Origin of the sequence: Algoriphagus pacificus, assembly GCF_017254845.1 — a bacterium.
Lineage (GTDB): Bacteria > Bacteroidota > Bacteroidia > Cytophagales > Cyclobacteriaceae > Algoriphagus > Algoriphagus pacificus.
Map to the genome: position 1 here is coordinate 145,314 of NZ_JAFKCU010000003.1, position 17,569 is coordinate 162,882.

Below are 17,569 nucleotides of genomic sequence, written 5' to 3' on the forward strand. Positions count from 1 at the left end.
TTTCTACCAAGCTCCAAAAACAGCTCCAATACTTTTGACACCAAGTATCAAAGTGATCAGCCAAATAGCTAAATAGACCAGATTACTGCTCGTCTTACTTTTATGGTTTCCCATAATTGATTGTTGAGCGCCTACCCAAATTATCCAGGCACTGATACAGGGGAGAAGAATTCCATTAGCAAGTTGAGCCAAGGTGATCAATTGGACCGGTTTAATGCCGAAGGAAGCAAAAATCAACCCTAGCAATAAAACCAATCCAATTGATTTTCTCATGGATGCAGACTCTAGTTCCTGACTCCAACCCATGACTCCGCAGACAACTAATCCAGCCGCTAAAGGAGCAGTAATGGAGGAAGTTAAGCCTGCTGCCAAAAATCCAACTCCCATGAGGTATTTGGCCATTGGACCAAAAACGGGTTCTAGCCCTTTTGATACATCCAAGGCACTGCTTACTTCAGAATTTAAGTTGGCCGCTCCAACCATCAAAATAGCCATGGATACCAAACCGCCTAGAACTACAGAAATACCTATATCCAACTTCATCCAAGAAATACCCTCGGTATTTTTCCATTTTTTATGCGCTAGGCTGGCGTATAGAAATAAATTATAGGGAACCACTGTAGTTCCGATTAAGGAAACAATAGTCAAGAATTCATCTGAATTCCAAGTTGGTTTAAATCCGGCAAAAACACCTAACCAATCTGGTTTTGTTAAAATGGCCGTAATTATAAATGAGATGGACATCAAGATTACCATCCCAACCAAGAACTTCTCAAGGGCTTTGTAGTTACCTAAATAAAGTAGGAGAAAGGCAGTAATACCTATGAGAAGATTTCCTGTTTGAATTTGCAATTGGCCCAAGTTCCAAACCGGAAATTTCCAGAAGATTTCCAAACCAAGATTTGCTCCGGTTATGTTTCCAGATTCGTAGGCAGCATTACCCAACACAATGGCAAGAAGGACCAAAGCCATTGAAAGAAACTTAAATAGTCGGTTTCCAGTTGAATTCCTTAGCAATTGGCTCAAATCTTGTCCTGTACTGATTCCGATCCTGCCAGAAATTTCTTGAAGGGCTAAGGTAGCAACAATTGATAAGGCAAGAGCCCAGAGCAGAGAGTAACCAAAATTTACCCCTGCAAGAGTGCAAACTGTAACGGTACCTGGACCAATAAAAGCGGCTGCAATAACAGGGCCTGGTCCAAGGTTTTTAAAAAAGGTGGTTAGAGACAATGTTTTGGTTTTTCTGCAAAATAGAGATTTAAGAGATTTTTTGTAGATTTTAATTGAAAGCATTTAAAATGCTGAACAAGAGAATATGATTTGGATTAAAAGAATTTTTAAAGTCGTTGCTGCACTGCTTTTAGCTTGTGTCTTTTTCTTGATGCTTTTATACAGAAATGACATTTCCAGAGACGAGATTGATCAGAAGTGGGCAACTCCAGAATCTCATTTTTTCAAAATCAACGGTCAAAATATCCATGTAAGGATCATGGGGCAAGGTGATCCTATCTTTTTGCTACATGGGAGCTTTTCTTCTCTGCATACTTGGGAAAATTGGCAATACGAATTGAGTCCATACTTTATGACCATTTCATTGGATTTTCCAGGACACGGACTAACTGGGCCAGATGAGTTGCAACGCTACACGATTAAAGATTATAGCCATCTGGTTTTGTCTTTGGCAGAAAAACTAGGTTTGGAGAAATTTCATGTGGCTGGCAATTCAATGGGGGGAGCTGTAGCTTTACAAATGGCCTCAACTAGGCCTGATAAAGTTTTGAGTCTGAATCTGATTGATGCTTCAGGAGCGCCAATGCCCCCGGTAAGGCAATTAGAAGAGAAAGAAGAATCTCAGGATAAGGGGCTTATTTTTAAACTGACTTCCAATCCGATTTTCTCAAAAATCCTTTTGAAATGCACTCCCAAGTTTCTTTTTGCCATGAATATGCGAGAGGTGTATTTTGATTCAGATAAAATCACTGCGGATAAAATTGATCGCTATTATGAGTTGATGCTTCGGGATGGCAATAGAAAAGCCACTTTGGACAGGTTATCTATTCCTAGAGACTATGATTTTGATTTCGACGTAGTAAAAATGCCAACCCTCATCATGTGGGGAAAAGAGGATCGATGGATTCCTTTGAAACAAGCATATCTTATAGAAAAGGCTATTCCAGGCTCTCATTTGGTGATTTTTGATGGAGCGGGTCATGTACCGATGGAGGAAATACCGACTGAAACTGTCGCAGAATACCTTTCCTTCTTAGGCGTGGAAATCCGAAAAGACTACTTTAAGGGTCCCAATTATTTGACCCATGTCCACTGAATTGATTTTAATTCTAGTCCTAATTCTTCAAGCTGTCATTTTATTTATTCTTTTCTTAAAGGGAAAGAAGGATACTTCCAGCCAACTGCTTCAGTCAGAACTGATGCGAATGAGCAGAGAAATGGAACAGGCATTGGCACAGGCCCGAAAGGAATCCAATGAGAATTTAATGCATCAGTTCCGACTGGTTTTTGACAATCAAAGGGCGAGCTCGAGAGATCAAAATGAAGCTTTGAAAAGCTTTGGAGAAGTTTTCCGCAAAAACGTCCAAGACTTTAATTCCTTACAAAAAGAGAAATTCGAGGAGCTCAACAGAAGGCAGGAAGACCTGATGAAAACTACTGAGCTTCGCTTGGAAAAGATTCGAGAGACAGTTGATGAAAAGCTTCAAAAGACCTTAGAAACAAGACTCGGACAGTCTTTTGAGATGGTAAGCAATCAATTGCAGGCTGTGCAGAAAGGATTGGGGGAAATGCAAAGTTTGGCGCATGGTGTGGGAGATCTGAAGCGGGTGCTAAGCAATGTGAAAAGTAGAGGCGTATTGGGAGAATATCAGCTGCAGGCCATTTTGGAAAACCTGTTAACTCCGGATCAATACATTCTCAATGCGGCAATTGGGAATTCAGGAAGAGAAAGGGTGGAGTTTGCGGTGAAAATGCCTGGAAATGATGCGCAGGTTTTGTTACCCATTGATTCAAAATTTCCTCAGGAATCCTACCTGCGTTTGGTTGATGCTTACGAACTGATTAATAAAAAGGAAATTGAAATTGCACGAGCAGAATTGATCAAAGCTGTAAAAAAAGCAGCCATAGATATCCGTGATAAATATATCCAAGTGCCTTTTACCACAGATTTCGCAATCTTGTTTCTACCTGTGGAAAGTCTATATGCTGAAATTTTACGAGAGCCCGGACTTTCCCAACAAATCCAGCAAGATTACAAGGTATTGGTGACAGGACCAACCACGCTTTCTGCGATTTTGAATAGCCTTCAGATGGGATTTAGAACTCTTGCCATTCAAAAGAGAAGTTCAGAAGTATGGCAGGTTTTGGGAGCAATAAAAACTGAGTTCGGGAAATTTGGAGAGCTGATAGAGAAAACCCAAAAGAAATTGGGCGAGGCAAATTCTGAGCTTGATAAGCTGGTAGGAGCCAGAACGAGGGCGATTCAAAGGAAATTAAAGGACGTGCAAGAACTTCCAGAGACTGAAAGTACGAAGTTTTTAGAGGATTAATAAGTTAATTATAGGAGGATAACTGAAATTTTCTCCCATTTTTTTTATCATAAATCAAGAGATTGAGTACTTTGAATGCTTATTCGCAAAAGAAATAGCTTAATGACTGATTGTCATTTAGAAAGGTGTTAATTTTGCAGCTGTTTAAATCACTCGAATTACCTCTATGGGGATGAATATCGTGATTGCAGGAGCAGGAGATATGGGATATCACCTGGCCGAGCAATTAAGCTATGATAACAAGGATATAACACTGATTGATACCGATAGGGAGGTGCTGGAATATGTAGCTTCCAAATTAGACGTATTGACGGTTCAAGGGGACTCTACCTCTTTTGAAATCCTACAGCAAGCCAATGTCGATCGTGCAAGTATGGTTTTAGCGGTGACTACCTCCGAAAAAACCAATATCGTTACGGCTGTTTTGGCAAAGCAATTAGGCGCCAAACGAGTGATGGCGAGGGTTAGAAACCATTCCTACCTCGATCCAGAGAATGTCAATTATTTCAAAAATCTAGGGATAGATAACCTGATTTCTCCTACCATGCTTTGCAGCAGGGAGATTTTCAATATGATTGAAAACTCGAGTTTTACTGAGGTTTTTGATTTTGGTGGAGGAAAACTGAATATTGTCGGAATCACTTTGGATCAGTCAAACCCTCTGGTAAACCAGCGGATTATGGATACCAAAACGAATCCGATTTTTGAGGATATCCGAATCATTGCCATCCTTCGGGATCAGAAAACAATCATTCCAAGAGGAAGTACCATTATCCGTAATAATGATCACGTATTCTTTATATCCAACAAGAAGAATACGGAAAGTATAATGGAGGTTTTGGGCCAAAAGAAAGTGATCATCAAAAATGTGATGATTATTGGAGGGGATGATATGGCCTTGACCACAGCGCTAAGACTAGAGGATCATTTTAGGGTTACTTTGGTCAATAAAGATAAAGAACGCTGCAAATGGTTGGCAGAAAATCTAAAAAACACCCTGGTCATCAATGGGGATTATAAGAATATTGAACTGTTGGTAGAGGAAGGATTGGAGCAAATGGATGCTTTTTTGGCATTGACGGAGTCTTCAGAAACGAATATCATTACTTCCCTGACCGCTAAAAACCATGGTGTTTACAAGACCATTGCACATGTGGACACCCGAGAATACATCCATATTTCGCACAGTATTGGCGTGGATTCCTTGATCAATAAAAAGCTGGTTGCTGCAAATGAGATTTCCCGTTACTTGAAAAAGGGTACGGTGGAAGCAGTTTCAGGTATTTATGGGGTTGATGCGGAGTTTATCCAATATTCTGTCTGCAAATCAAATCGATTGATTAAAAATCCATTACGAGAACTCCATTTTCCTGATTCAGCCATTGTGGCTGGAGTGATCAGGGGAGAAGAAGTATTTATTCCAGACGGAGATTTTATGCTTCAATTAAATGATAAAGCAATTGTTTTGGCCCTACCTGAGGCGAAAGGATCACTCGAAAAACTTTTTCATTAAAGCATGATTCATTTCAAAGAGATCGGGAAAATCATGGGAGCCCTCTTGGTGCTCATTGGTTTACTGATGCTTCCCGGTGTTGGTTTTTCAGTTTACTTTGAAGAAGATCCTTGGCCAGTTCTGAGTTCTGCTGTGATTACCATAATCATTGGCACAACTCTATTTTTCTCATTTTCCAAGCAGGATCAAAATATCAGAAAGAGAGAAGGGTACCTGATCGTATCGCTGAGCTGGCTTTTTATGGCAGGATTTGGAATGTTGCCTTTTGTACTAAGCCATGAAATTTCCTCTTTCTCGGATGCTTTGTTTGAAACTACCTCTGGTATTACAACCACAGGAGCATCGATTTTAAATGATATTGAGGCCATGCCGAAAGGACTTCTCTTCTGGAGAAGTATGTTGCAGTGGATTGGAGGCTTAGGGATTATCGTATTAACCGTTGCAATTTTTCCTCTTTTGGGAATCGGCGGAATCGAGCTATTTGTAGCTGAATCCCCGGGGCCTACTTCTGATAAAGTTCATCCAAGAATTTCAGAAACTGCCAAAAGACTTTGGTATGTGTATGTGGGTTTGACAATAGCAGCTACAGCTTTATATTGGGTAGGAGGCATGACTTTTTACGATGCCATTAACCATGCTTTGACTACTTTGGCCACCGGTGGGTTTTCCACCAAAAATGCCAGCATGGCTTACTATGATTCTGCTTTTATCCAGTACACGGCAATAGTATTTATGTTTTTGGCTGGTACCAACTTCACAGTTATTTACTTTGGATTGGTTGGTAAATTCAGGAGAGTGCTGAAAAGTGATGAGTTTAAAGCCTATGCTTTTATCGTCATGCTTATTTCTATTGCCCTGTTTTTTCCCATCTATGCTAAAATGGGAACTGATGCAGAATTGGCATTTAGAAAGTCTGCATTTCAGGTTGTTTCATTGATTACCACCACTGGATTTGTCTCAGATGACTACACCCAATATGGCAATGGGGTTACCTTTATTTGCTTTATTCTACTTTTTGTGGGTGCCTCCGCAGGTTCAACAGCAGGTGGGATCAAGTTTGTAAGGCACTTGACCTTTTTCAAAAACTCTTATTTAGAGTTTAAAAGACTAGTTCATCCTAGGGCTATTGTTCCTTTGATGATTAACGGTGACAGAGTTACAGGAAGGATTATTACCCATATCATGAACTTCCTCTTGATTTACTTGCTGACCTTTGTTTTTGGGGCGTTTGTCATGTCGATCATGGGTTATGATCTTCAAACTTCATTGGGTGCTGTGGCAACTTGTCTTGGAAACGTAGGTCCGGGAATCGGTAAAGTGGGACCAGTGGATAATTTCGCGTTTTTATCTTCCACGGCCAAAGTATTCCTTTCCTTTATTATGCTTTTAGGAAGATTGGAACTCTTCACTATCCTAATTTTATTCACTCCATTCTTCTGGAGAGCTAATTAATCCTGAATCTCAAACTGAGCTTGGATCTTTACAATTCTATCCTCAATCGTTTCGGATGAAATAGAAGTTCGGCTGAGTCGATCCACCATGATAGGGAAGGAAAATGGTGTAAACTGAACTGGATATTTAAGCAGGATTTGTTGGCGATTGATCTTTTTCATTGCTCGAATCAATTTATCCTGGTCCATTTGCTGGTTGATTGCTTCTTCATGCGCCTGTTTGAGAAGTAAGTTGCCTGGATCATAGGTTTCAAAAACCTGAAACAACAAACTGGAATTGGCTTGAATATGCTTAAAGGTGGTTGGTTTTCCGGGATAACCCTGAAAAACCAAACCCGCAATGCTGGCGATTTCCCTAAACTTCCTTCTGGCCATTTCACTTTCATTGACGCAGGTTCGGATATCCTCATGGATATTCTCCAGGCTAAAAAGGTCCTCTTCCAACAGTTCTTCGATTGCTATCGGACTGTCAGAAAGCAGCTCAAAGCCATAATCATTCATGGCGATGCTAAAGGAAACAGGGTATTTCACACTGATCCGGTAGGCAATCATGGCACTCATGAGTTCATGGATCATTCTTCCCTCAAAAGGATAAAAGAACAAATGATAGCCTTCGCGACTACGATGATATTCTATTAGAAAAGTATCCCGATTTGGTACAACAGATAGGCGGTTTTGAAGGTCTAGAATGGGAAGTACTCTCACGATTTCTTCGGAAATGTATTTTCCCTCGTTATAGTGTTCCAAGATTTCCCGGATCTTTTCCGAAAGCTTTGAGGAAAGCGACATGCGGGCACCCATCCAAGAAACCACGTTTTTCGTCTTCTTTTCAGAGAGCTTGACAAGGGCATTCATATCCTTCACCTGCAAAAGTTCTAAGTTTCTGCCTGCGAAAAAGAAGCGGTCACCTATCTTCATTTTTGAAATAAAGTATTCCTCGACCGAGCCTAAGTATGCGCCATTTTTGAATTTGACTTTGAGCATTGCATCAGAAACAATGGTTCCCATCGAAAGCCGATGCTTCATCGCAATCCTTTTATTCTTGACTTTGAAGAGTCCATCCTCTTCATCCAAACTAACTTTTAGGAAATCTTCATAACTGCCAAGGGAGTTGCCTCCTTTGGTGATGAAATCCATGAGCCATTCCATTTCTTCTTTACTTAGGTTCTGGAATGAACGGGTTTGAATGGCCACATTATAGATTTTTTCTGAATCCAAACCTTCACCCACAGCCATAGTGACTAGAAATTGAATCAAAACATCGTAGGGGAGATCCGGAGGAAATTGGGATTCCATCTCTCCATTTTCTATGGCATCCCGGAGTGCTGAAGCCTCAATCAACTCCAAAGAATTGGTGGGTACAAAAAAGATTTCTGAAGGTAATCCAGGTTGATGTCCAGCTCTTCCAGCTCTTTGAATAAAGCGAGAAACTCCTTTTGGACTACCCACTTGAATGACTCTATCCACAGGCCTGAAATCCACTCCCAAATCTAAACTTGAGGTACAGACAACTAATTTGAGTTTGCCTTCATGCAAGGCTTGCTCAACCCAAGAACGCACACTCATATCCAAAGAACCATGATGCATGGCAATCCAGCCTGCCCAATCAGGTCTTGCTTCCAAAATCTTTTGATACCATATTTCTGTCTGGGAGCGGGTATTGGTGAAAAGTAAAACCGTTCTTCCGTCTTTGATGATTGGGGTAACCTGATCCAGCATTTTGATGCCTAAATGCCCTGACCAGGGATACTTTTCGATTTCTTCAGGATAAACAGAATGCAGAATTATTTCCTTTTCAATCTCAGCTTTGACGATATGAACTGGTAGCTTTTTCCCCAAAAGGGTTGAAGCAGCTTCTTCCAGATTTCCCAAAGTTGCTGAAACTGCCCATCTCCGGAATGTTGATGGACATATAGATTGGATGTACTCTAAAGCCAATTGAACCTGTACACCCCGTTTATTTCCAACCAATTCATGCCACTCATCTACCACTATGGATTGGACTGTTTGAAAAAGTTTGGAATGCTCTTTCTGTGATATCAGAACGTGTAGGGTCTCAGGTGTGGTGATCAGACATTCTGGAGGATTTCTTTTTAATGCAGCTCTGGTTTTAGCATCCGTATCTCCATTTCGTACTGCCACTTTCCAAGGCAGCCCAATGGATTCACAGACTTCCTGCATGGCAAGTTGAATGTCCTGTGCCAAAGCCCGGAGTGGAGTCACCCAGATTAGTTGAATTCCATTTTTCTTTGGCTTTTGCCAATCACCTGGATTGTTTTGGATGTATTCCAAAATAACTGGAAACCAAAGTGCAAAGGTTTTTCCTGATCCGGTAGGCGCATTCAAGAGTCCTGATTTGCCATCCAAAAAATCATTCCAGGTTTGAATCTGAAAAGGAAATGGCTCCCAACCTTTCTTTCGAAAGTATTCAAATGCAATCTTGAGCCTTTTTTCCTCCATGGATCTTTAGGGTGATTTGGAAACTGAAATTGATTGATTTCTTAGATTAAAACCAAACTTTGATAGAGATTGTCGGAAATCTTCATTAATGTTCAGCTCTACTTAGGATTTATTAATTGAGTTTTTGGTAAATGAACTCGATTGTTTCAATTTTGAATTAAGAAAACATCTTACATGTGAAAACGTTTCACAATTGAAAGAATTTAGATATGAAGAAATTAGTTTTAGCTTTTTTAATAGGGTTTGTTTTTTTCGCATGCAAAGAAACTGAAAGACCTTCCCGCTATGTTCAATCGACTATTTATGAATTACAGCAGGCCAGTGAATATAAATACACTGGACAATTGGAAGTTGGTGAACTCCCAACTGGAGATTTGGAATTTGTGATTACTTTGAAAGGAGAGAAGGGGAGCAAAGCAGTGACATATCCAGCACACTTACACTATGGACCTGTTGAAACTCCAGATGCGCCTATGGCAGCGATGTTGAATCCAGTTTTTGCAAGTTCACTTGATGGAGCTACTATCTTGAATAAACTTGCTAATGGAAATACAATCAATTATGAGAGCTTCAAGACCTTTAACGGCCATGTGAAAGTTCATTTGGCTGCCGATGGTCCTGATTATGACGTAATTTTGGTTTCTGGAAATGTAGGAGCGAATGCTAATCAATGAGAGCAATTAAGATATAATGAAAAAAGGCAGCCAATGAGCTGCCTTTTTTGTTGGTTTTAATTTTCAGATTATTCCAATACCAATGGAAAAGTGATATCAAGATCTGTTTCACCTCCCGCTTGGGCAAAGTTTTCAAAGTTAGGATTTGTTGCTCCTGGATAGTTTTTGTCCAAGTCATGACGAAGGATAATACGCATATTGGCATTGTTGAACCCTGGGCTTTGGGATACCATTACTGTTCCGTTCAAACCAATTAATTCTCCTCCCTGATCATTGTAAGAATAAGTCAAAACCGGAGAACCTACAAATGCGGTTCCCAAGAAGAAAAACTGGTGTTCATCTGCTTCCTCCTGAACTTCAGCGGTGATGTCTTCACCAGCTATGGAATTGAAAAGGATGATTTCCATCTTATAAGATTTTCCTTTGCTTAGTGTTACCGATTCAATAGTTGGTGTTCCTAATTCGATTCCCTGAGGATCACTTGCTTTAAATTCAAAAGGATCACCTACTGAAGTTCCTGAGGAATTTAATTCGGTAAATCGAAGCGTCACATCCGTAATCACTTCCTCATCATTTTCAATCACAGGATCCTCGCTTTTACAAGATGCCAAAGCTAATCCAAAAAGGGCGCAGGCTAAAAATGTTCTGTTTTTGAATCTCATCATTGTTGGTTATAGTTTAGAATTGATAATTAATTTTCAATAGAATATTTCTTCCCATATCATCAGTGAAATACCTGAATCGGTTCATGTATTCCTTGTAAGAAGTGTTAAATAAGTTTTGAACTTGAAGTCCCAAATTCAATTTGTCCTTCCCAATCTCCAGTTGTCTTTGGTAACCCAAATTGAATAAGGCATAAGCAGGTGGGGCAGGAGCCAAATCAAAATCCGGTTCCCTTTTTTGCCTTGCTACCAGCATATTGCTTAACGTCAGCTTGTTGGTCTTAGTGGAAGTGAGTGAACCGAATTTGAAAGCCAAGCCCCAATCCATTCGATCAGAAGGGATAAAAGGAAAGTAATTATCCTCCTCGGTATTTTTTGCCCGGATGATAGAACCCTTTGCATAGCCATTCAGGCGATTTGAAAATTCGTAACTCGCAGAGAAATCAACCCCGTAGAAAAAGGCATTTGCCTGCAGGTATTCATAGACATTGAAGGTCCCTCTTAATGATACAAAGGTATCGCCAGTTGGGTTTAGGTAGATATAATCCTTAATATGATTGGCATATCCAGTGATCTCCAAATGAGTTTTTGTTCCGTCATATTCTATTTCATTGACCCATTTTATGGATTTTTCGGAGTTTAAATCGGCATCACCGATTTCAACTGCAGCTGCTCCATGATGCAAGCCCTCACTGAACAATTCATTGACATTTGGTGGACGCCAAGCCGTTCCCAGATTTGAATTGAAAGTAATTTTGGGACTAACCTGATAGAGCGTTCCAATGAAAGCTGAGAAATTATTATAGCTCAGATCTGCTGTTTGAAGTTCAGATTGCACATATCTCGCAGTGCTTACTGATCTGGTATCAAAACGGAGACCACCTTCTACTTCCAAAGGACCTTTGCTGTATTTTTCAATGGCGTAAATCCCCAAATTCAACATGTCGTAATTAGGAATCAAAGGAGTGACTCCCGTTCCAGGAACATTGCTGTTGGCTTGTTGTATGGCATTGATCCCGAAGCTGCCACTCCATTCATTTTTTAAACTATGATCAACAAATAAATCTAGTGTATTGGTGAAAAGCTCCAAATCAAGACTAGGCTTTGCATTCAGATCACCTCTTCTTTTGTCAAACTCCTGTCTATTGTTTGCTTGAAAACCGTATTGGAAATTGAGTTTCCAAGAATCTGACAAGTGATAATGTGATTTCAATTTTGCCAAATGGTGGGATACTACCTGCTTTGGATTGATGATTTCATAGGTAAATCCTGGATCAGAAAATGGTCTTCCGTTTTTTATAATGTTGATCAAATCATCCAAGTTTCCGGTATGGGAATCACGTAAAATCCCCAAAGTCGTATTGAAGTAACTGTAATAACCTTCTATTCCAAGTTTGGTACTGCTATAGCCTAGAGAACCTGAAAAGTTCAATTCACTCAATCCAGTATTCCCTTGGTAATAATCGGGAGAGTGGATATTTCCGGCTCTTTTGGCAGAAGCCTGAACCTGATAACCTAAGCCCTTGATTTTGTCTGAGCCATTAGCATGGGAAACAGAGATATTGCCACTTCTTCCATTGCTGGCTCCTGTGAGGTAGATATTTGTTTTTGGATTTTTTTTAGTTGGGAGTGGAGCTGGATTTACCAAAATCACTCCTCCCATGGCTTCTGGCCCGTAGCGCACTGTTTCTGCTCCTTTAATCACCGTGATTTCATCTGCCACAAAAGGGTCAATTTCCGGTGCATGTTCTGCTCCCCATTGTTGACCTTCAAGCCTGATTCCATTATTCAAAATCATGATCCTATTGCTATGCATGCCATGAATAACAGGCTTTGAAATACTGTTTCCGGTAGAAAAAGTAGTCACACCAGAAATCCGTTTTAGGCTTTCTCCTAGATTTTCTCCCCTTGCCTCCAAAAGAGCATCTCCATATAGCGCTGTTACTGCTGTGGTAGTCTGCACAGCTAGCTTATGTCCATGTATTTCAACTCCGCTCAGATCAAGTGATTCTTCTTCGAGTCTATAGGTTTTATTGAAGTTATTGGAGTTTAAGGTCAGTGTATCCTTGATCTCTTTGTGCCCCAAATATTGGATGGTCAAGGAATAATTTCCAGCACAAAGATTTTTGACGATAAAGTTTCCGTTTTCATCAGATACTGCTCCGGTTGCGCTTTCTACTATCCAGATATATGCCCCTTCAATTGGATCGTTGTTTTCCAAGTGTAGGATTTTACCCCTGATGGATAGATCACATTTTTGTGCAAATGTCAGGGAATGGAAAAGTAATCCAAAGAATAAGGTTAGAGCAGCAGCTTTAATTGTTTTCACAAAACAAAAGTAGAATCCATTTTCTGATTAAACTAGTGTAAATGAAACAAAGTTGCAAAAATGTGAATTACCTTATAATTGGCTATTCAAGTGGCAAAATTACAGGACAAATAGTGCTATTTTCAAGATGAAATAAAAAAAGTCCGACTTGAAAGAGCCGGACTTTGTATGGAGTTTGAAAGGATTATCCTAACCAAGCAGTCCAAGGAATTCTTGTCAATAAAAGAAGCAATCCGACTGCATACATCATGTAAATGGTTCTGAATCGGACTTTTGATACTGTTCCTTTTTTCGCCTTGATATAACCAATAGAGATTAGCACAATCGCGATGATATTAATGATTGGATGCTCTACTGCTGTTAACCTTGCAGCAGGGTCAGACATAGCGGAACCTGATTTTAATAATTCAAAACCCAGCGGGCTTACGAAATAAAGAATCAATCCAACAGTCAATTGGATATGAGAAAGGATGAAACCTATCAATGCAATTTTTCTGTCTTTGTCTGTGAATTCACGATTAGAAAGCGTACCGATTAGTGCATAAATGATAATGCAAACGAGCGCTAAAAGGACCAAATAGGCTAAGCCAGAATGTAAATGTTGTAATCCTGTATACATGTTTTTTGAGTTTGATAGGTGAAAATAGTTGAAAAGAAGATACGAAGAGTCGGTTTTTATAGGAATTACTCAACAAATAGTACCAAACCTTTCAAATACTCGGTTTCTGTATGAAATATATTCACAGGATGATCTGCCGGTTGGGTTACCTGATGAAGGATTTTGACTTTACGTCCGCTTTCCATCGCAGCAGCTGTAATTGTATTGGCAAAAAGAGCCTTGTCCACTACTTGACTACAAGAGAATGTAAAGAGAATTCCACCTGACTTGATTTTCTTTAACGCCTCTGCATTTAGTCTTTTGTATGCCTGAACTGCATTATGACGGGCTTTCAGGTTTTTGGCGAAGGCCGGAGGATCCAAAACGATGATATCATAATCATCTCCGATTTCGCGGATGTATTTCACTACATCGGCCACTTTGGATTCATGCTTACCTTTTATGTCTGGATTTAAGGCCACATTTTCTTCGGTCAATTCGATTGCTTTTGGAGAAATGTCTACCGAATGAACTTCAGATGCTCCCTCTTTTAACGCTAAGACCGAGAAACCTCCAGAGTAGCAAAAGGTGTTCAATACTTTTTTGCCAGCAGAAAAGGAGGCTAACAATTTCCTGTTTTCTCTCTGATCAATGAAAAAACCAGTCTTTTGACCCTTTTCCCAATCGATTTTATAAGTGGCTCCATATTCCTGAACCAAATCGGTTTTTGGTTCGCCAATGATCCATTCATTGGAAGAAATCCCAAGATTCTTAGGAAGTGTTTCTGCACTTTTATCAAAAACACCTGCCAGTTTATCTCCAAAAGTATATTTGATGGCTGAAGCGATTTCCTTTACATGAGCATGCATTCCTACATGATGAGCCTGAATAACTGCTGTTCCGTTGTAGAAATCCACAATCAAACCCGGCAGCAAATCTCCCTCTCCATGGATCAAACGATAGACATTTGTTTCTTCGTTTTCTGTCAACCCAAGACTTTGTCTTAGGGCAAAAGCTGAGGCTATTTTTTCATTCCAAAATTCTTGATTGATTTCCCTTTCTTCAAAGGAAATAATCCGAACCATAATGGAACCATGGGAAAAGTGTCCAGTACCCAAAAACTCCTTTTTAGATGAAAATACTGATACCAAATCACCATTCTGTAGATCATCTGGCATATCATAAATGGCTCCAGAAAAGACCCAATGGTGTCTTCTTTTTAAGGAAATCTCTTTTCCTTTTTTTAAGCTAATCTTAGGATAATTCATCGTTTGTAAGGGTTCGTGCAGGGAAAGCGTAGCTTCCGATTATCATTGCTAAAATACTAAATATCAATCCAATAAGATGTGATGGTATCATTGATTCAAATTGATCTGCTACCAAATAGGCTACCATTCCTATAAACATGGAAAGCAGTGCACCCGCCGCATTGGCTTTTTTCCAATACAAGCCTGCTGTCAAAGGGACAAACAAAGATACCAACATTAAAATGGATGCTCCCGCGACTAAGTCATATATGTTTGATTCCATGGTTGCAATGGTCGTTGCAATAATGGCTACGAAAACAATATTTGTTCGCAGGATCCAAAGCAGATTTTTGTCTTTCAGTCTTTCTCCAAAATAGGGTTTGACCAGGTTTTCTGAAATGATTGCGGCAGGAGCCAGAAGCCCTGAACTTGTCGTACTCATGATAGCAGATATCAAAGCCCCAAAGAATACGATTTGAATTGGTAAGCCACCATGTGCAAGGATCATGGTTGGTAAGAGCATTTGCTGGTTTTCCAGGTAGAGTTCAGGATAGAGAACTTTGGCCCCCAAAGCAATAAATAAGGGTAATAAACCAAAGCTCAGGTAAAAACCTCCTGCTAAATAAGTGGATTGAACTGCGACTTTCCCTGATTTGGAAGACATGACACGCTGGTAAATATCCTGGCTAGGGATACTTCCTAAACCTAAGATTATCCAGGCCCCGAAATAATTGATCCAGGAAATGGGGTTGGAATCCGGAAAGAACTGGAAGCTTTCTTCAGGAGATTGGGCAATTATCGCCGAGACACCTCCAGCTTCCTGAGCGATCATTATTGATACCCAAACTAGCCCTACCACAATCATGGTAGTTTGGATGAAATCCGTGATGGAAATGGCCCACATTCCTCCCAGAAAAGTATAAAACACAACAATTGCAGAAGAAATTAGAATTCCTTCAGTCAATGAAAGATCAGTAATAGAACCAAGAACCAGGCTCAAAGCCACCAATTGAGCGGCCACATAACCGAAGTAGGCTGGAACCATGAAAACAGAAGAGAAAAACTCGATTTTCTTTCCAAAGATCTTTTTAAAAACATCCCCAATCGTCAAAACGCCCATTCGGTACATGGGTCTTAGATAGAACATTCCAAAAAGCACGAGACAAAGTGCGCCACCAAATGGATCTTCTATAACGCCTTGCAAACCTTCCTCCAAATAAACAGAAGAGGCTCCGAAAATCGTTTCGGAGCCAAACCATGTTGCAAATAAAGCAGATGCCGATAAGAATAGGGGTAGTGATCTTCCTGCTAAAACAAAATCATTGGAGCTTTTTACAAGTCTTGTTGACCATGCACCGATCCCAACTGTTATAGCTAGGTAGATTATGATAGCAGTGAGTAGCAACCCTTAGAGCTTATTTGGATCCGTACATCTTTTCTCGAATTGCCTTGATTTCCTCTGATTCCAAATAGGCATCATAAGGCATTCTTCTATCGATTGTTCCGTTTGGAGTGAATTCTACAATTCTATTGGCAGAAGACTGAACGAAAGCATGGTCATAAGAAGACATCAAAACTGTTCCTGTAAAATCAACTACAGCATTGTTGAAAGCAGTAATAGATTCCAAATCCAAGTGATTGGTAGGTTCGTCCATCACCAAAAGATTTGGATTTTGAAGCATCATTTTAGAGATCATACATCTCACTTTTTCACCTCCGGAAAGGACAGATGATTTTTTCAATGTTTCTTCACCTGTGAAAAGCATTCTTCCCAAGAAGGTTCTCACATAAGCTTCTTCCTGGTTGGTAGAATATTGCCTCAACCAGTCTATCAGGTTCATATCTGAGCTGAAATATTCCGAGTTATCGTTTGGCAAATATGCCTTATTGATAGTAACACCCCATTTAAAGCTTCCTTTTTGAGTAGGAATTTCTTCCATAATTGTCTGGAAGAACTTATTAACTGCTTGCTTTGTCCTTGAAATGAATGCTATTTTATCTCCTTTATCCACCATCAGATTCACATCGGTGAAATAAGTTACTCCATCTGCTTTCAACTCTAAGTTTTCAGACATGAATATCTGATCTCCAGCTTCTCTTTCAGGTTTGAAAATGATACCTGGATACTTTCTGGAAGAAGGTTGGATTTCATCCACATTCAGCTTTTCAAGCATTTTCTTACGGGCTGTTGCCTGCTTGGATTTTGCCACGTTAGCAGAGAATCTCTCAATAAAGGATTGAAGTTCTTTTCTCTTTTCTTCTGCCTTCTTGTTTTGATCAGATCTTTGCTTCAGAGCCAGCTGGGAAGATTCGTACCAGAAAGTATAGTTACCTGAGTAGATTTTGATTTTTGAGAAGTCAATATCCACAATATGTGTGGAAACTGTATCCAAGAAGTGACGATCGTGGGAAACCACGATAACAAGGTTTTTAAAATCAATCAGGAAGTTCTCTAACCATTCAATAGTTTCTGAATCCAAGTCGTTGGTAGGTTCATCGAGAATCAAAATATCAGGATTACCGAAAAGAGCCTGAGCTAACAAAACCCTTACTTTTTGATTACCAGCCAATTGATTCATCGGTAGGTAATGCAAATCTTCAGAAATACCCAAGCCGGAGAGGAGAGAAGCTGCATCTGACTCAGCATTCCATCCATCCATTTCAGCAAACTCTGCTTCCAGTTCTGATGCTCTTAATCCATCTTCTTCGGAAAAATCCTCTTTCAAGTAGATAGCATCCTTTTCCTCCATGATGGAATACAACTTGGTATGACCCATCAAAACGGTTTTAAGAACTTCTACCTCATCAAATTTGAAGTGATCCTGGCTTAATACGGCCATTCTTTGACCAGGGGTGATATTTACCGAACCGCTGGTACTATCAATATCTCCGGAAAGGATCTTTAAAAATGTTGATTTTCCAGCACCATTGGCGCCGATCACACCATAGCAATTTCCAGGAGTGAATTTTACGCTTACTTCATCAAAAAGTGTTCTTTTACCAAACTTGAGGGAAAGATTATCTACTGAGATCATTAGGCTTTGCTTCTTTTTTTTGAGCCGCAAAGATATGAAT

Annotated in this window: 13 protein-coding genes; 5 read left to right on the forward strand and 8 right to left on the reverse strand. The window is 39.9% G+C overall.

All coding sequences use genetic code 11. The annotated features are described in order from the left end of the window. Positions 1-3: 3 nt before the first annotated feature. Complete coding sequence (locus tag J0A69_RS13130) at positions 4-1,230, reverse strand: Nramp family divalent metal transporter (protein ID WP_236032876.1); 1,227 nt, start codon at positions 1,228-1,230, stop codon at positions 4-6. Positions 1,231-1,315: 85 nt separating this feature from the next. On the opposite strand from J0A69_RS13130, the gene J0A69_RS13135 reads away from it, so the two are divergent. The 4 genes from J0A69_RS13135 to J0A69_RS13150 all read left to right on the forward strand — a co-directional run bounded on the left by J0A69_RS13135 (position 1,316) and on the right by J0A69_RS13150 (position 6,525). Continuing rightward, positions 1,316-2,326 carry an alpha/beta fold hydrolase gene (locus J0A69_RS13135; protein ID WP_206587065.1) on the forward strand — a complete coding sequence of 337 codons (1,011 nt, stop codon included), beginning with the start codon at positions 1,316-1,318 and terminating at the stop codon, positions 2,324-2,326. Then, positions 2,316-3,560, forward strand: a complete 1,245-nt coding sequence (locus tag J0A69_RS13140) for a DNA recombination protein RmuC (RefSeq protein ID WP_206587066.1) — start codon at positions 2,316-2,318, stop codon at positions 3,558-3,560. The genes J0A69_RS13135 and J0A69_RS13140 overlap by 11 nt, the downstream gene beginning before the upstream one ends. Before the next feature lie 166 nt (positions 3,561-3,726). Beyond that, positions 3,727-5,073, forward strand: a complete 1,347-nt coding sequence (gene trkA, locus J0A69_RS13145; protein WP_206587067.1) for a Trk system potassium transporter TrkA — start codon at positions 3,727-3,729, stop codon at positions 5,071-5,073. A 3-nt stretch (positions 5,074-5,076) separates the two neighbouring features. After that, positions 5,077-6,525 (forward strand): TrkH family potassium uptake protein, encoded by a 1,449-nt coding sequence (locus J0A69_RS13150; RefSeq protein ID WP_206587068.1) that lies wholly within the window; start codon positions 5,077-5,079, stop codon positions 6,523-6,525. Here J0A69_RS13150 and J0A69_RS13155 read toward each other — a convergent pair. Next, the gene (locus J0A69_RS13155; RefSeq protein WP_206587069.1) at positions 6,522-8,984 is read right to left on the reverse strand and encodes a ligase-associated DNA damage response DEXH box helicase; all 2,463 of its coding nucleotides are present in this window, start codon (positions 8,982-8,984) and stop codon (positions 6,522-6,524) included. The genes J0A69_RS13150 and J0A69_RS13155 overlap by 4 nt on opposite strands. Positions 8,985-9,193: 209 nt before the next feature. Here J0A69_RS13155 and J0A69_RS13160 point away from each other — a divergent pair, with 209 nt between their 5' ends. Next, the gene (locus tag J0A69_RS13160) at positions 9,194-9,658 is read left to right on the forward strand and encodes a hypothetical protein (RefSeq protein ID WP_206587070.1); all 465 of its coding nucleotides are present in this window, start codon (positions 9,194-9,196) and stop codon (positions 9,656-9,658) included. A 68-nt stretch (positions 9,659-9,726) separates the two neighbouring features. Here the strand turns inward: J0A69_RS13160 and J0A69_RS13165 are convergent, their stop codons facing one another. The 6 genes from J0A69_RS13165 to J0A69_RS13190 form a co-directional block, all read right to left on the reverse strand. Then, positions 9,727-10,323 (reverse strand): hypothetical protein, encoded by a 597-nt coding sequence (locus J0A69_RS13165; RefSeq protein ID WP_206587071.1) that lies wholly within the window; start codon positions 10,321-10,323, stop codon positions 9,727-9,729. Positions 10,324-10,336: 13 nt separating this feature from the next. Then, positions 10,337-12,649: a TonB-dependent receptor gene (locus J0A69_RS13170; protein WP_206587072.1), complete on the reverse strand. Its 2,313-nt coding sequence runs from the start codon at positions 12,647-12,649 to the stop codon at positions 10,337-10,339. Between the two features lie 184 nt (positions 12,650-12,833). After that, the gene (locus J0A69_RS13175) at positions 12,834-13,268 is read right to left on the reverse strand and encodes a hypothetical protein (RefSeq protein WP_206587073.1); all 435 of its coding nucleotides are present in this window, start codon (positions 13,266-13,268) and stop codon (positions 12,834-12,836) included. A 65-nt stretch (positions 13,269-13,333) separates the two neighbouring features. After that, entirely contained in the window at positions 13,334-14,515 is a 1,182-nt protein-coding gene (locus tag J0A69_RS13180; RefSeq protein WP_206587074.1) for a class I SAM-dependent rRNA methyltransferase, read from the reverse strand. Next, the gene (locus tag J0A69_RS13185) at positions 14,502-15,899 is read right to left on the reverse strand and encodes a sodium:solute symporter family protein (RefSeq protein ID WP_206587075.1); all 1,398 of its coding nucleotides are present in this window, start codon (positions 15,897-15,899) and stop codon (positions 14,502-14,504) included. The genes J0A69_RS13180 and J0A69_RS13185 overlap by 14 nt, the downstream gene beginning before the upstream one ends. A 10-nt stretch (positions 15,900-15,909) precedes the next feature. Continuing rightward, positions 15,910-17,529, reverse strand: a complete 1,620-nt coding sequence (locus J0A69_RS13190; protein ID WP_206587076.1) for an ABC-F family ATP-binding cassette domain-containing protein — start codon at positions 17,527-17,529, stop codon at positions 15,910-15,912. Between the last annotated feature and the right edge of the window lie 40 nt (positions 17,530-17,569).

What these genes read in the sequence shown, in the direction of transcription:
- J0A69_RS13135 (WP_206587065.1), top strand. Translation starts at nt 1,316, where the DNA reads ATGATTTGGATTAAAAGAATTTTTAAAGTCGTTGCTGCACTGCTTTTA.
- J0A69_RS13140 (WP_206587066.1), top strand. Translation starts at nt 2,316, where the DNA reads ATGTCCACTGAATTGATTTTAATTCTAGTCCTAATTCTTCAAGCTGTC.
- trkA (WP_206587067.1), top strand. Translation starts at nt 3,727, where the DNA reads ATGGGGATGAATATCGTGATTGCAGGAGCAGGAGATATGGGATATCAC.
- J0A69_RS13150 (WP_206587068.1), top strand. Translation starts at nt 5,077, where the DNA reads ATGATTCATTTCAAAGAGATCGGGAAAATCATGGGAGCCCTCTTGGTG.
- J0A69_RS13155 (WP_206587069.1), bottom strand. Translation starts at nt 8,984, where the DNA reads ATGGAGGAAAAAAGGCTCAAGATTGCATTTGAATACTTTCGAAAGAAA.
- J0A69_RS13160 (WP_206587070.1), top strand. Translation starts at nt 9,194, where the DNA reads ATGAAGAAATTAGTTTTAGCTTTTTTAATAGGGTTTGTTTTTTTCGCA.
- J0A69_RS13165 (WP_206587071.1), bottom strand. Translation starts at nt 10,323, where the DNA reads ATGATGAGATTCAAAAACAGAACATTTTTAGCCTGCGCCCTTTTTGGA.
- J0A69_RS13175 (WP_206587073.1), bottom strand. Translation starts at nt 13,268, where the DNA reads ATGTATACAGGATTACAACATTTACATTCTGGCTTAGCCTATTTGGTC.
- J0A69_RS13180 (WP_206587074.1), bottom strand. Translation starts at nt 14,515, where the DNA reads ATGAATTATCCTAAGATTAGCTTAAAAAAAGGAAAAGAGATTTCCTTA.
- J0A69_RS13190 (WP_206587076.1), bottom strand. Translation starts at nt 17,529, where the DNA reads ATGATCTCAGTAGATAATCTTTCCCTCAAGTTTGGTAAAAGAACACTT.